Origin of the sequence: Modicisalibacter ilicicola DSM 19980 (assembly GCF_900128925.1) — a bacterium.
In the GTDB taxonomy this organism is placed as follows: domain Bacteria; phylum Pseudomonadota; class Gammaproteobacteria; order Pseudomonadales; family Halomonadaceae; genus Modicisalibacter; species Modicisalibacter ilicicola.
In genome coordinates this window covers 79540-93806 of record NZ_FQUJ01000014.1, presented here as the reverse complement: position 1 = coordinate 93806, position 14267 = coordinate 79540, and the positions used below count along the sequence as shown (strand labels likewise).

Annotated in this window: 11 protein-coding genes; all 11 read left to right on the top strand. The window is 63.6% G+C overall.

Annotated elements, in window-relative coordinates:
- Positions 1-236: 236 nt before the first annotated feature.
- The 11 genes from BUA41_RS14875 to BUA41_RS14825 all read left to right on the top strand — a co-directional run bounded on the left by BUA41_RS14875 (position 237) and on the right by BUA41_RS14825 (position 14035).
- Complete coding sequence (locus tag BUA41_RS14875) at positions 237-2408, top strand: methyl-accepting chemotaxis protein (RefSeq protein ID WP_072824269.1); 2172 nt, start codon at positions 237-239, stop codon at positions 2406-2408.
- Positions 2409-2506: 98 nt separating this feature from the next.
- On the top strand, positions 2507-3331 hold the full coding sequence (locus tag BUA41_RS14870; RefSeq protein ID WP_245791935.1) for a CheR family methyltransferase: 825 nt from the start codon (positions 2507-2509) through the stop codon (positions 3329-3331).
- A 64-nt stretch (positions 3332-3395) separates the two neighbouring features.
- Positions 3396-4457 (top strand): protein-glutamate methylesterase/protein-glutamine glutaminase, encoded by a 1062-nt coding sequence (locus tag BUA41_RS14865; RefSeq protein ID WP_072824267.1) that lies wholly within the window; start codon positions 3396-3398, stop codon positions 4455-4457.
- A gap of 45 nt (positions 4458-4502) precedes the next feature.
- A complete protein-coding gene (locus BUA41_RS14860) occupies positions 4503-6236 on the top strand; it encodes a methyl-accepting chemotaxis protein (RefSeq protein WP_072824265.1) in 1734 nt (577 codons plus the stop codon).
- Between the two features lie 45 nt (positions 6237-6281).
- A complete protein-coding gene (cheY, locus tag BUA41_RS14855) occupies positions 6282-6671 on the top strand; it encodes a chemotaxis response regulator CheY (protein WP_072824263.1) in 390 nt (129 codons plus the stop codon).
- Between the two features lie 19 nt (positions 6672-6690).
- Entirely contained in the window at positions 6691-7356 is a 666-nt protein-coding gene (gene cheZ / locus BUA41_RS14850) for a protein phosphatase CheZ (RefSeq protein ID WP_072824261.1), read from the top strand.
- A 191-nt stretch (positions 7357-7547) separates the two neighbouring features.
- Positions 7548-8711, top strand: coding sequence for a flagellar biosynthesis protein FlhB (gene flhB / locus BUA41_RS14845; protein WP_072824259.1), 1164 nt, complete (start codon positions 7548-7550; stop codon positions 8709-8711).
- A complete protein-coding gene (flhA, locus tag BUA41_RS14840; RefSeq protein ID WP_072824257.1) occupies positions 8708-10789 on the top strand; it encodes a flagellar biosynthesis protein FlhA in 2082 nt (693 codons plus the stop codon). The genes flhB and flhA overlap by 4 nt, the downstream gene beginning before the upstream one ends.
- Complete coding sequence (gene flhF / locus BUA41_RS14835; protein ID WP_072824255.1) at positions 10789-13110, top strand: flagellar biosynthesis GTPase FlhF; 2322 nt, start codon at positions 10789-10791, stop codon at positions 13108-13110. Before flhA ends, flhF begins: the two co-directional genes overlap by 1 nt.
- Positions 13107-13601 carry a hypothetical protein gene (locus tag BUA41_RS14830; protein ID WP_139249143.1) on the top strand — a complete coding sequence of 165 codons (495 nt, stop codon included), beginning with the start codon at positions 13107-13109 and terminating at the stop codon, positions 13599-13601. The genes flhF and BUA41_RS14830 overlap by 4 nt, the downstream gene beginning before the upstream one ends.
- Positions 13598-14035, top strand: coding sequence for a flagellar protein FlhE (locus tag BUA41_RS14825; protein WP_072824251.1), 438 nt, complete (start codon positions 13598-13600; stop codon positions 14033-14035). Before BUA41_RS14830 ends, BUA41_RS14825 begins: the two co-directional genes overlap by 4 nt.
- The last annotated feature ends 232 nt before the right edge of the window (positions 14036-14267 follow it).

Genomic DNA, 14267 nt, shown 5'->3' with positions numbered 1-14267 from the left:
TCGGCCTTCTCTCCTCTGGCTACTCCACCCCCTTCGGAAAAATTCGACCGGCATTACCCCACGGCTATCAATAAATTCCTTGTGTCTGCCGATAGAGCAGATGACGACCTGACAAAGAAGCGTTGTCGGCGGTTGGCAGTCGCCAAATGAACCGACATGTCCGCCCTGGCCACCCGCCGCGTTCAATAAGAAAGCGCTCCGCAATGGGGCCAACGATACAGTGGGGAAATTGATACATGCGTAATAATCAGCCTGTCACCCGACGCGAGTATGTGCTCTCAGAGGATCAGCATCTGATCTCTCGGACCGACATGAAAGGCCGCATCACCTACGCCAATCCGGCGTTCATCGAGGTCAGCGGCTACAGCTACGAAGAGTTGATCGGTGCACCGCACAGCATCATCCGTCACCCGGACATGCCCGAGGCCGCCTTCGCCAACCTCTGGAAGACCATCGAAGCCGGGCACGCCTGGAGCGGGTTGGTCAAGAATCGCCGCAAGAATGGCGATCATTACTGGGTGCAGGCCAATGCACTGCCCATCGTCGAGGACGGCAAGGTGCTGGGTTATGTCTCGCTTCGGGTGAAGGCTTCCCCGAAGGAGTGCGAGTATGCCGAGCGCATCTACGCCCAGGTACGCGAGGGGCGAGCGCGCGGCGTGAAGCTGAGCCGTGGGCGTATCGTGCCTACAGGCATACGTGGCTGGGTGGGGCGTATTCGCCTGCGATCCCTGCAGGGGCGCATGGTGACCATGATTGCATTGTCCCTGGCGCTGCTGTCGGTCAGCGGTGGGCTGGGCATGGTGGGGCTCGAGGCCGCCAGCCAGCGACTCGCTGCGCTCAACCAAGATGGCCTGGAGGATGTAGCCCGCCTGCAGCGTATCGACCAGCTGGTGACCCAGGGTCATCAGAACCTGTCGCGACCCGAACCGCTGGCGTTGCTGAACGAACGGCAGGCCCATGCGAAGGAGCTCGAGACCCTCTCCACTCGCCTGGCGAGTTTGTGGTCCGAGTACAGCGCTCGCTCGGTCAATCAGACGGCGGTGACCGCCGAGTTCGGTAAGCAGCTCGATGGCTACATTCAGGAAGGCTTGCTCTCTGCCTCCAGGATTCTGGGGGGCGAGGATCAGTTCGAGGCCTTCGTCGCCGCCAAGGAGTTCATCCCCAAGCTGCAAGCCGCCGGAGGCGAAATATCACAGCAAGTGTCAAGGCTGGTCGAGGGCAAGCAGGCCTCGGCCCAGGTCATGGCGCAACAGGCGCAGGTTCAGCAGCGTAACATGCTGCTCCTCCAGGGCGGGCTTCTGGGGTTGGGGCTGCTTTGTCTGTGTGTAATGGGGCTTGTCACCATTCGGGCCATTCGCCGTCCGATTCGTGAGTCCATGCACTTCACCCAGCAGATCGCCGCCGGCAACCTGGGCGCGACGCTGCCCAGCCAGCGCGACGATGAGCTAGGCCAGCTGATGCAGACGCTGGATGCCATGCGCAAGAGCCTGGGCAGCATCGTCAAGGACGTGAACCATAGCGTGGGCGTGGTGCGTCCCGCCTCTCGCGACATCGCCAGGGGCAACGAGGATCTGTCGTCGCGTACCGAGCAGCAGGCCGCCTCCTTGGAAGAGACCGCCTCGAGCATGGACGAGATGACTACCACGGTGCGCCAGAACGCCGCCAACGCCGGTCAGGCCAGCAGCCTGGCAAGTGGCGCGACCCAGGCGGTGCGCGACAGCGGCGAGGTCATGAAGCAGATGGTCGACACCATGGGCAATATCACCGCCAGCTCGAAAAAGATGGCCGAGATCATCGGCGTCATCGACTCCATCGCCTTCCAGACCAACATCCTGGCGCTGAATGCGTCGGTCGAGGCCGCACGGGCCGGCGAACAGGGGCGGGGGTTCGCCGTGGTTGCCGGGGAGGTGCGCAACCTGGCCGGGCGCTCCTCGGACGCCGCCAGCGAGATTCGCGCGCTGATCGATGGTTCGGCTAAAGAAATCGATGGTGGAGCCGAATTAGTCAAGCAGGCCGAGGCGTCCATCGAGCAGGTGGTTGCGGCGGTACTCAAGGTCAATGACATCATGGGCGAGATCGCCATGGCCTCGGACGAACAGACCCAGGGCATCGAACAGGTCAACTCGGCGATTGCCCAGATGGGCGAGGTGACGCAGCAGAATGCGGAGCGCGTTCAGTCCTCGTCGCGGGCAGCCAACAGTCTCGATCAGCAAGTGAACCAGATGGCCAATGCCATTGCCGTGTTGCGCCAGGGCGGTAGCGGCAAGGAGGCGGTGTCTCGCGAGGTTCGCTTCCAGGCCGCCGCGGCGCGTCGGGAGCCTCATGCCGGTCAGTCGACAGAAAAAAATGCCGTGATGCACCGAGATACTGAGCATGTGTCATCCAATAGTGAATGGGAGACCTTCTGAGCATGACGATTCATCGGTCCATCACCGAAAACGCCATCGCCAAGTCGAGCGTCGATCGCCCCGACGCCTGGGTCGGGAGCCTGGAGCGTGATCTGGTGATGACCGATGCCGATTTCGAGCGGGTACGCAAGCTCATCTATGAGCGTGCCGGCATCGTGCTTGCCGAGCACAAGCGTGAAATGGTCTACAGTCGATTGGCGCGACGCTTGCGCCTGCACAAGCTGACCCGCTTCACCGATTACCTGGCACGCCTGGAACAGCATCCCGACTCCAGGGAGTGGGAGTCCTTCACCAACGCCTTGACCACCAATCTCACGGCCTTCTTTCGCGAGATGCATCACTTTCCACTGTTGGCCGAACACGTGTCCCGGGTCAACGGCCCGGTACGCATCTGGTGTGCGGCGGCTTCTACCGGGGAAGAGCCCTATTCCATCGCCATGCAGTTGAGCGAGACCCTGGGAAGCCGGGCGCCGGACTCGCGGGTCGTCGGTACCGATATCGACACCGACGCTCTGGCCAAGGCCCGCGAGGCAGTCTATCCCATCGATCAGGTCGCCAAGCTGGATGAGGCAAGACGCAAGCGCTTCTTCCTGCGCGGCAGTGGCCCTCGCTCGGGCCAGGCCATGATCAGGCCGGAGATATCTGCCATGGTCGAGTTGAAGCAACTCAACCTGCTGGCGTCGAAATGGCCGATAGAAGGGCCCTTCGACGCGATCTTCTGCCGTAATGTAATGATCTATTTCGACAAGACGACCCAGGCGCGAATCCTGGAGCGCTTCGTGCCCTTTCTCAAGCCCGATGGCCTGCTGTTTGCGGGCCACTCCGAGAATTTTTCGTTCATCAGCCAGGCGTTTCGTCTGCGCGGTCAGACGGTCTACGAACTGGCTAATCCAGCCTCAAGTCAACCACCTTCCGGCCGATAAACTTGGTAATGACAGTCACTATGCTTGCCTCCCGTGAGGCAAGGCGTTGGAAAGGAGAGGGCTCTTGAGCGCACCCAAGATCAAGGTGCTATGCATCGACGACTCGGCGCTGATTCGTGACCTGATGAGCGAGATCATCAATTCCGAACCGGACATGGAGGTCGTGGGAACGGCGCCGGACCCCCTGGTGGCGCGCGATCTCATCAAGCGCACCAATCCCGATGTGTTGACGCTGGATGTCGAGATGCCGCGCATGGATGGGCTCGATTTCCTCGAGCGCCTGATGCGCTTGCGGCCCATGCCGGTGCTGATGGTGTCGTCGCTGACCCAGGCGGGCTCGGAAATCACCCTGCGCGCCCTGGAACTCGGTGCGGTGGATTTCATTTCCAAGCCCCAGATGGGCATCCGCAGCGGCATGCTCGAGTACTCCTCGATGATCGCGGACAAGTTGCGCGCCGCCGCACGCTCGAGGCCCCGGACCGCTCGCCGCAAGGATACCCCTCCGCCGGCACCGATCAAGGCGCCGCTCATCTCGAGCGAGAAGCTGATCATCATCGGCGCCTCGACCGGCGGCACCGAAGCGATTCGTACCGTGCTCGAGCCGCTGCCAGCCAACAGCCCGGCGATCCTCATCACCCAGCACATGCCGGGAGGCTTCACCCGCTCCTTCGCCGAACGGCTCGACCGCCTGTGCCGTATCACCGTCAAGGAAGCCGAGGAGGGCGAGCGTATCCTGCCCGGGCACGCCTATATCGCCCCGGGGGATACGCACCTGAAGCTGGGACGAAGCGGCGCCAACTACGTGGCACGTCTCGACAACGGGCCACCCGTGAACCGGCACCGCCCCTCGGTGGATGTGCTGTTCCACTCGGCTGCCCAGCAGGCCGGGCGCAATGCCATCGGGGTCATCCTCACCGGAATGGGCAAGGATGGCGCGGCGGGGCTGCTCGAGATGCGCCAGGCCGGGGCGCATACGCTGGCGCAAAGCGAGGCCAGCTGCGTGGTCTACGGCATGCCTCGCGAAGCCGTGGCCCTGGGAGGGGCCATGGAGATCGTCGACATCGACCAGATGGCCGGGCAGATCGTGCATCACGTGGCTGCCTCGGGACGCGCCCAGCGTGTCTGAGAATTATTAAAACCAATCAATGACGACCATTACGTGAGGGACAATATGAAGGGACTGTTCGGACGCTTTTCGATCAACGCCTTGTTGACGGCTTCATTGGCGTGTTGTGCCGTTTTCTTCCTGGTGCTGGCCGGGCTGGCCTATACCGGCGGCAGCGCGGGGGAGAAAACACTCGATACGATCACTCGCATCAATGTCGAGCAGCTCAACCGGATTACCCGGGCCGATGCGTTGCTGCTCCAGGCGCGTCTGAACATGGACACGGCAGTCAACGCCAGCATGTTCGGCTATCAGGAGAAGGCCAGCAAGGCCATCGATGCAGCTTCGGCCCAGTTGACGGAGGCCCGGACCCTCTTCCAGCGCTTCCAGGCGGTACCCAAGACCGAGGCGGGCAAATCTCTCGCCGAGCCGCTTGAAGCCAGCTTCGCCGAGGTGCTCGAACACCTGCAAGCCCAGCACGCCGCCTTGGCGGACGGGAGCCTGGGCGAGTACGACGGGCTGAAGTCGGACATGGCCGGGGTCGTCCTGACATTGAGCGAGGCCATGAGCGAATTCGTGACCTATGCTGGCGAACGTGGCGAGACCCTCATCGCCCAGTATCACGACCAGACGCGGTTGTTCGTTGTCATCGAGGCAGGGGTTCTGGTGCTGGCTCTGATGTTGCTGCTCGCGGTGCGCTTCGGCCTGCAGGTGATGATCGTCAGGCCGCTCAATCTGGCGGTGGAGCATTTCGAGCGTATCGCTCAGGCGGATCTTTCCCAGGAGATCAAGGTGCGTACTCGCAACGAGATCGGCAAGCTCTTTTCCGCAATGCGGGACATGCAGCAGAGTCTTTCGAAGACCGTCGGCACCGTGCGTGAAAGCAGCGAATCGATTCACAATGGTTCCCAGGAGATCGCCAGCGGCAATGCCGATCTCTCTTCGCGTACCGAGCAGCAGGCCAGTTCCATCGAGGAAACCGTCGCCAGCATGGAGCAGCTCACTTCCACTGTCAGGCAGAATGCGGACAACGCGCGCCAGGCCAGCACCCTGGCCAACGATGCCTCGTCGACCGCCACTCATGGCGGGGAGGTAGTCGATCAGGTCATCGACACCATGCGTACCATTTCCAATAGTTCCAGCAAGATTTCCGACATTACCGGGGTCATCGATTCCATCGCCTTCCAGACCAACATCCTGGCGCTGAATGCCTCGGTGGAGGCTGCGCGGGCCGGCGAACAGGGCAGAGGCTTTGCCGTGGTGGCCAGCGAGGTGCGCAACCTGGCCAGCCGCAGTGCCGAGGCCGCCAAGGAGATCAAGGCATTGATCGACAGCTCGGTGGTGCAGGTCCAGCAAGGTTCGACCCTGGTCGAGGAGGCGGGCACCACCATGCAGGACGTGGTCACGGCGGTGCGTCGCGTGACCGACATCATGGATGAAATCTCCGCCGCTTCCCAGGAGCAGAGCGCCGGTATCGAAGAGGTCAATGGCGCCATTACCCAGATGGACCAGGTGATCCAGCAGAATGCCGCGCTCGTTCAGCAGGCCGCGGCGGCCGCCGCCTCCCTGGAACAGCAGGCCAGTCGTCTGGAGCGGGCCGTGGCGGTGTTCCGCCTGTCGCACTACAGCACCGGCTCGGTGGCGGCAGCGACAATATCGGGCACCAAGCAGGAGCCAGTCTCGTCATTGCGCTCCAGCCGGGGCGCCGCCGACCGGGCGACGGCCGGCAAGAGCTTGCCCGCGACGAAGGCAACCACCACGCCTCAACCGGTTTCCGAGGATGAATGGGAAGAGTTCTGAGGCAGTAACAACCACTCTATTTGACGAATGAAGGTAGGACAGAAGATGGCCGACAAGAACCTGAGCATTTTGGTGGTGGATGACTTTCCCACCATGCGACGCATCGTGCGCAGTCTACTCAAGGAGTTGGGCTACACCAACGTCGACGAGGCCGAGGACGGTCAGGAAGGGCTGAGCAAGCTACGCTCCGGGGGCTTCGAATTCGTCGTCTCGGACTGGAACATGCCCAATCTCGATGGCCTCGAGATGCTCAAGCAGATTCGCGCCGACGAGACATTGAAGTCGTTGCCGGTGCTGATGGTCACGGCGGAAGCGAAGAAGGAGAACATCATCGCGGCTGCCCAGGCGGGTGCCAACGGCTACGTGGTCAAGCCTTTCACCGCGGCAACGCTCGAAGAAAAGCTCAACAAGATCTTCGAGAAACTGGGTCAATAAGCCTTGAGGAGGAGAAGTCATGAGCGGTGATGCACAGCAGAACGTCTATTTGCAGTCCGACGATCTCATCCTGAGGATCGGACAATTGACCCGAATGTTGCGGGACAGCATGAAGGAACTGGGACTCGACAAGGAAATAGAGAAGGCCGCGGAGGCGATTCCCGATGCCCGGGATCGCTTGAACTACATTGCGACGATGACCGAGCAGGCCGCGGAGCGCGCGCTCAACGCCATCGACCGGGCCCAGCCGATCCAGGATACCCTCGAGACCCGGGCGAAGGAGCTCGACAAGCGCTGGGAGGGGTGGTTCAACGAGCCGACGGGACCGGATCACGCCAAGCAGCTGGTTGTCGAGACCCGTGAGTATCTCGCCACGGTGCCGGTGCAGACCCAGGCCACCAGTGCCGAGCTGCTCGAGATCATGATGGCCCAGGATTTCCAGGACCTGACCGGCCAGGTGATCAAGAAGATGATGGATGTCGTCAAGCAGATCGAGAGCCAGCTGGTTCAGGTGCTGCTCGATAGCGTTCCCGACAACGAGGAGGACCGCAAGGAGCTACGCCGGATCATGGACAGCGAGCGCGGCAGCTCGTTGGTCAACGGCCCCCAGGTCAAGTCGGAAGGGGCCGATGTGGTCAGCAATCAGGACCAGGTGGATGATCTCCTCGACTCGCTGGGCTTCTAGGAGACGCGCTCCTTCGAAAAAGACCCACGGCGCCATGTTCATCCCTTGAAGCGCCATGCCCCTGTTGCCTCCTGCGCGACAATCGTGGATTAGCGCCCGATTAGTCGCGCTTTTTGCGTGATCGTTTTTCGCGTTCGCCGCTCAGAATAGCCCTCGTTCGTTTACTTTTGACCGCCTTTGCGTGGTACCCCATGGCCGACGACAGCAGCGACGAGGAAAAGACCGAAGAGCCTACGCCGCGACGCCTCGAAAAGGCGCGGGAGGAAGGCCAGGTTGCCCGCTCCCGGGAACTGTCCACGTTCATGATGCTGATGGCAGGGGTGGCGGGCCTGTGGACGACGGGTTCGCTGCTTTACGACCAGCTGGGCACGATGATGGAGCAGGCGTTCCTGTTCGATCGCGGGATCGCCTTCGACGGCACCCTCATGCTGGCGAAGCTGTGGACGCTGGGCACGCATACGCTGGTGGCACTGGTGCCGCTCTTCCTGCTGCTGACGGTGGTCGCGCTGGTGGCGCCGGCGTTGCTGGGAGGGTGGCTGATTTCCGCCAAGTCGCTCAAGCCGCAACTCTCCAAGCTCAATCCTTTCAAGGGATTGAAGCGCATGTTCTCCAGCCAGGCGCTGGCGGAGCTGGCCAAGGCGATCTCCAAGTCGGTGCTCACCGGCAGCGTGGCGGTGGGATTCCTGTGGCTGAAGCGCGGCGAGTTGATGGCCCTGATGGAGCAGCCGCTGCAACAGGCCCTGTTTCATGCCCTCGAGCTGGCGGCACTGTGCTGCGGGCTGATCATACTCTCCCTGGTGGTGGTGATCCTCATCGACGTGCCTTATCAGCTCTGGAGCCACAACAAGAAGTTGCGCATGACCAAGGACGAGATCAAGAAGGAGCACAAGGAGTCCGAGGGCGATCCCCAGGTCAAGGGGCGCATTCGCCAGCAGCAGCAGGCCATGGCCCGGGGACGCATGATGAGCAAGGTGCCCGAGGCGGACGTCATCGTCACCAACCCGACCCATTACGCGGTCGCCTTGAGCTATCGCGACGACATGGGCGCGCCGCGCGTGGTCGCCAAGGGCGCCGATGCGGTTGCGGCACGCATTCGCGAGCTGGGTGAAGAACACGCCATCCCGAGACTCGAGGCGCCGCCCCTGGCCCGGGCGCTCTATCGCCATGTCGATCTGGATCACGAAATACCCGCGACGCTCTACACCGCCGTTGCCGAGGTACTGGCCTGGGCCTTTCGCCTGAAGCAGGTACGCCGCGAGGGTGGCGAGATGCCCGATACCCCCCTTGACTTGCCGGTGCCCGCCGAGCTGGACGACGCCAGCCGACCCGATTCATCCGCCGAGGATTCCCGATGAACCTGCTAGACACCCTGGGACGACAGAATTTCATGGGTGATGCCCGAATGAAGCTCCTCGCCGGGCCCATTCTGATCATCATGATCCTGTCGATGATGATCCTGCCGTTGCCGCCCTTCGCGCTGGACATGCTGTTCACCTTCAACATCGCGCTCGGGATCATGGTGCTGTTGGTCAGCATGTTCACCCAGAAGCCCCTGGACTTCGCCGCCTTTCCGGCGGTGCTGCTGTTCACCACCTTGCTGAGGCTGTCGCTGAATGTCGCCTCCACCCGGGTCGTGCTGATGAACGGCAACGAGGGCGGGGACGCGGCGGGCAAGGTCATCCAGGCGTTCGGTGAATTCCTGATCGGGGGAAACTTCGCCGTGGGGCTGGTGGTGTTCCTGATCCTGGTGATCATCAATTTCATGGTCATCACCAAGGGCGCCGGGCGCATCGCGGAAGTGGGGGCGCGCTTCATGCTCGACTCCATGCCCGGCAAGCAGATGGCCATCGATGCGGATCTCAACGCGGGGCTGATCGGCGAAGAAGATGCCAAGAAGCGGCGGGGCGAGATCGCCCAGGAGTCCGATTTCTACGGTTCCATGGACGGTGCCAGCAAATTCGTGCGTGGCGATGCCGTGGCCGGGCTGATCATCATGGTGGTCAACCTCATCGGTGGCCTGCTGATCGGCGTGCTGCAGCACGACATGAGTTTCGCCAGCGCGGCACGCACCTACACGCTGCTGACCATCGGCGACGGCCTGGTAGCGCAGATCCCCGCTCTGGTGATCTCCACGGCGGCCGGCGTCACCGTGTCTCGGGTCAACACCGACCAGGACGTCGGCCAACAGATGATGGGGCAGTTGTTCAACAACCCCCAGGTGCTGGTACTGGCAGCCTGTGTCATGGGATTGCTGGGGCTCGTTCCGGGGATGCCCAATCTCGTGTTCCTGCTGTTCAGCGTCATGCTCGGCAGCCTCGCCTGGTGGCTGACTCAGCGCAATCAGGACAAGCTCGCCGAGGAGGCGCTCGACAGCGCGGCACCGCCTCCCACCCAGGAGGCTCCGGAGGCCAGTTGGGACGATGTGCAACTGGTCGATACCCTGGGGCTCGAGGTGGGCCATCGCCTGATCCCGCTGGTCGATCATCGTCAGGACGGGGAACTGCTCGGGCGCATCAAGAGTGTGCGCAAGAAGTTCGCCCAGGAGGTCGGGTTCCTGCCCCCGGTGGTGCATATCCGCGACAACCTGGAGCTGGGGCCCAACACCTATGTCATCACCCTGAAAGGCGTCGAGGTAGGCCGTGCCGAGGCCTATCCGGGCAAATGGCTGGCCATCGATCCGGGTCAGGTATCGGGCCATCTCGAGGGCACGAATACCACGGACCCGGCCTTCGGGCTGCCGGCGGTATGGATCGACGGCTCCCAGCGCGAACACGCCCAGGTGTACGGCTATACCGTGGTAGACGCCGGCACCGTGGTTGCCACGCATCTCAATCATCTGCTGCATCGTCATGCCGGCGAGATGCTGGGACGTCACGAGGTGCAACAGCTGCTCGACAAGCTGGGTGAAGAGAACAAGGCCCTGGTCGAGGACGTGGTGCCCAAGCTGGTGTCTCTCACCACGTTGCAGCGCCTGCTGCACAATCTGCTCGAAGAGGACGTCTCGATCCGCGACTTGCGCACCATCCTCGACACCCTGGCGGAGCATGCGACGCCCCAGAGCGATGCCCATGAGCTCACCGCCATCGTGCGCATGGCCCTGGGACGCGCCATTACCCAGCACTGCTTCCCCGGGCAGGAGGAACTGCACGTGATCGGTCTCGACGCCAATCTCGAGCAGGTGTTGAGCCAGGCCATGAACGGGGGCGGTGCCCTCGAGCCGGGACTGGCAGATACCCTGATGCGCGAGGCGGAGGCGGGCGTGGCACGTCAGGAAGCGAGTGGCGAACCGGTGGTGCTGGTCGTTCAGCACGGCCTGCGAGCGTTGCTCTCGCGCTTCCTGCGCCGCCGACTGAGCCACCTGGCGGTGCTCTCCCAGGCCGAGATCCCGGATGACCGGACCCTGCGCGTCACGACTCTGATTGGAGGTCATTGATGAGTGTCAAACGCTTCATCGGCGTCAACAGCCGTGATGCCATGCGCCAGGTGCGCGCGGCCCTCGGGGACGACGCCCTGGTGTTGTCCAATCGCAACGTTCACGAAGGCGTGGAAATACTGGCCATGGCCGACAACGAGCATGGGCAGATGATCGGTCGGCAAGACGAGGCGACGCATTCCCCGCCGGAGTCTTCGAGGCCGACGTCGGCATCGCCGGTGGCCCAGGTGACTGCAAGCGCTCGTTCGACCCCCAAAGACACCAGGCGTGCTGAAACGGGCTTTCGAGCGGAGGCCGATTTCGCCGCATTCAGCCAGCGTGTGCTGGGCGAGATGCAGGATCTGCGTACCCTGCTGACAGGCCAGATGCAGAACGTGTCTGCCGCGTCGCGCGATAGCGAAAACAGCACCCTGGCACGATTGCAGCGGCGCCTGCTGGGGGCGGGGTTCGGTGTGCGGCTGGTTCAGGAGCTGCTCGAGGCGCCCCCGGTGGAGCTGATCCACGCCGCCGACGAGATGGCCCTCGACTGGTCAAGGCGTCAGCTGGCAGCGCGCTTGCCGGTGCTGGAAGACGAAGCGGCGTTGCTGGATGAGGGCGGAGTGTTCGCCCTGGTGGGGCCGACCGGTGTCGGCAAGACCACGACCACGGCCAAGCTGGCCGCCCGCTACGTGATGCGGCACGGCGCCGACGGGGTCGCGCTGGTGACCACCGACAGCTATCGAATCGGGGCTCACGAGCAACTGCGCATCTACGCGCGGCTGCTGGGGGTCGAGGTGCACGCCCTGGAAGCCGATGCGCCGCTGGATGGCCTGATCGCCCACCTGGCTCACAAGCGCCTGATCATCATCGATACCGTGGGCATGAGCCAGCGCGATCAACGCCTGGCGGGGCAGATTGCGATGCTGGGCGAGGAGCCGTCAGGCAGGCGATCGGCACGACCGATCCGACGCCTGCTGTTGCTCAATGCCGCCAGTCACGGCGATACGCTCGATGAGGTCGTCGACACCTATCAGCGCGCCTCGCGGGCAGCCGGCGCACCGCTCTTCGGCGCGATCCTGACCAAGCTCGACGAGGCGCCGCGCCTGGGGGCGGTAATGGATATCGCCATCCGCCATGGCCTGCGGCTTCACTACGTCTCCCACGGTCAGCAGGTGCCCGAGGACCTGGATCTGGCGAACCGCGAGGCGTTGCTCGACCAGGCGTTGAGCGCTCCGGGCGATTCTTCCTTCGCGGCGCAGCCGCCAGCGTCTTCGGGCTCCTCGTCATCGCGGCGGATGCAGTCGCTGTCTCGTGGCCTGCTGGGCCAGGGCAGGGCGCTGGTGACCGCCTTGGCCACGTTGCGAAACGAGATAGCGGGTTTCGCGCTGCTCGAGCAGGCCTGGTCACTGCTGGGCTACCCCCTCGAACGGCAACAGGCGCTCTTGACGGCGCTGCTCGATGCAGGGTCGCGACGGCAGCACCTGGATGGCAAGGAATCCACCCACGCTCTGCTTTGGTCGCCTGCCAGGCCTGTCGCCGGGGTCGATTGGGCGATGCCCGTGTTGTGCCTGAACGAGGCCGGTCAGATGCAAGCACTGCCCTGGCTGGCGCATCGCCTGCCGACGGGCGAGGAGGCGCGTCTCGACTGGGCCAGATCATGCTTGAAGGTCCGCTGGCAGCTGATGAATCGTTGCCCCGGTGCGGCGACACGCCGCTATCTGGCCGAGAGCGATTCGACCTGGCTGGCCACGGTCCAGGCCGGCTCACGGATCGTCACCGGGGGAGAGCACCATACCCTGGCCCAGGCGAAGGCCACCGCTGCACCCTGGACGGAGCTGACCTGTCGCTATCGCGGTCGCGACGCGCACCTGGCACTGTCTCATCTGCCCGGCACCCTGGCCGATGGCGAGCCCGTGACCGCCTGGTTCGGTACCCTGAGCGAGGCTGACAGCTCTCGTCAGTTGGCCCGCCGCTACTGGCTGGCCCCCCGTGACGGAACACCCAATCAGGCGTTTGCCGAGGCGCTGGTCGCACAGTTGGTGCATGATGACCTGCCGGTGCTGACGCGCCGTGCCTGGCAGTGTCTGGAGGAGATCGGTCCCAGGCTCGATCCCGAGCTTCGCTTGCTGGTGGCATCGGCGCTTGCGTCCGTGGCCAGCAGGCTCGACCAGGAACGTTCCGACTGGGCCATGGATGTCAGGGCCTTGCTGCTGGGGCTGTTGGGCGGGCGTCGTGCGCGCTCCCCGAGCGTACTGCTGGATGCCTTGCTGCATCTACTGACGGCCCGGGACGTGTTCGTGATGGTCGGTGGTGACGGGTTGGCCGAACAGGGGGCGTGGTGAGTCAGGTCGATCAGGCGGCAGGCTTGCGACGCTGGGCCGAGACCCAAGCGCCGCCTCGCCAGGCGGCCACGACGGGGTCGCCATCCCGGGTCCTGGTGACCCTGGGTCTCCCCCGGGGCGCCGAGGCGGATGTCACGCCGGTCGGCGAGGCGCTCATGCGCTGGCACGAGCAGGGTCAGCGCTGGGTTGGCGATCCCGCCACCTGGCGCATCGTGGCACTCTCGGTGAACAGTCCGCATTTCTCGACCCTGGCCAGCCAGCAAACGCGTTGGGCGCTGTGGGTCGGCGACGACCCGGACGGCTTTCGCCGCGGTTATGCAATTCTCAAGCGCATGGTTCAGCAAGGCGGTCCCAGGCGCCTGCTGCTGGTCCATCCTACCTTGCCGTCCCGAGCGGGCTTGCTCGATAACCTGCAGCAGGCTGCCGCGCTCTTCCTGGGGGTGCAGTTGCTGGTGATCGCGCCGCCCAAGTCACGCCGCGCCTGCCCATGAAGCGCTGTTCAGCGGCTCGTCACTCTCTGCTTGCACTGCTCCTGGGACTGCTGATGCTGCCTCCTGCCCAGGCCGACTCGGGAAGCTGGGTGGGAGACGCGCCAAGCGTGCGTCTGTTCACCCCGGGGCGTGTGGCGAAATCGGCAGCCATCGCGCCGCCTGGGCGATTACCCTCCGATGCACGCATCCGTCGCGTGGCCTGGCGCTTCGAGCCGCCGGTCGATCAGCCCTTGCTCGAGGCGTGGCTGTGCCACCGGCGCTGCCTTCCGCTTTCCATGGCACGAGGCGCCAGCGAAGCATTGGCGGGATTGGCCGCCGATCAACCGCTGTACTTCCTGTTTCGTCTGCCCGCCGAGGCCCATGCCGACACGCCATTTCGGCTTCGAGGCCTGCAGGTCATCGTCGATTACCGTTCGAACGCCGATCTCCCCTAAGGAATTGCTGAATAAATCGCCGAGCGAAATGAAGTGCAAGGCGCACGGAGCGCAGAAAGCGAGACATAACATGAGGTTAGGCGAGTTTTCGAGCACCGCGCAACGCAGCAATTCGTTCGTGTAGGCATTTATGCAGTGATTCCCTAAAGCATGAATAGCTTGCGCCTTCATGGGGTATTTGTCGCTTGGTGGAGACTCGCGGGGCGCAATAATAGCACCATCGACAGTGACC

What these genes read in the sequence shown, in the direction of transcription:
- BUA41_RS14875 (WP_072824269.1), top strand. Translation starts at nt 237, where the DNA reads ATGCGTAATAATCAGCCTGTCACCCGACGCGAGTATGTGCTCTCAGAG.
- BUA41_RS14870 (WP_245791935.1), top strand. Translation starts at nt 2,507, where the DNA reads ATGACCGATGCCGATTTCGAGCGGGTACGCAAGCTCATCTATGAGCGT.
- BUA41_RS14860 (WP_072824265.1), top strand. Translation starts at nt 4,503, where the DNA reads ATGAAGGGACTGTTCGGACGCTTTTCGATCAACGCCTTGTTGACGGCT.
- cheY (WP_072824263.1), top strand. Translation starts at nt 6,282, where the DNA reads ATGGCCGACAAGAACCTGAGCATTTTGGTGGTGGATGACTTTCCCACC.
- cheZ (WP_072824261.1), top strand. Translation starts at nt 6,691, where the DNA reads ATGAGCGGTGATGCACAGCAGAACGTCTATTTGCAGTCCGACGATCTC.
- flhB (WP_072824259.1), top strand. Translation starts at nt 7,548, where the DNA reads ATGGCCGACGACAGCAGCGACGAGGAAAAGACCGAAGAGCCTACGCCG.
- flhA (WP_072824257.1), top strand. Translation starts at nt 8,708, where the DNA reads ATGAACCTGCTAGACACCCTGGGACGACAGAATTTCATGGGTGATGCC.
- flhF (WP_072824255.1), top strand. Translation starts at nt 10,789, where the DNA reads ATGAGTGTCAAACGCTTCATCGGCGTCAACAGCCGTGATGCCATGCGC.
- BUA41_RS14825 (WP_072824251.1), top strand. Translation starts at nt 13,598, where the DNA reads ATGAAGCGCTGTTCAGCGGCTCGTCACTCTCTGCTTGCACTGCTCCTG.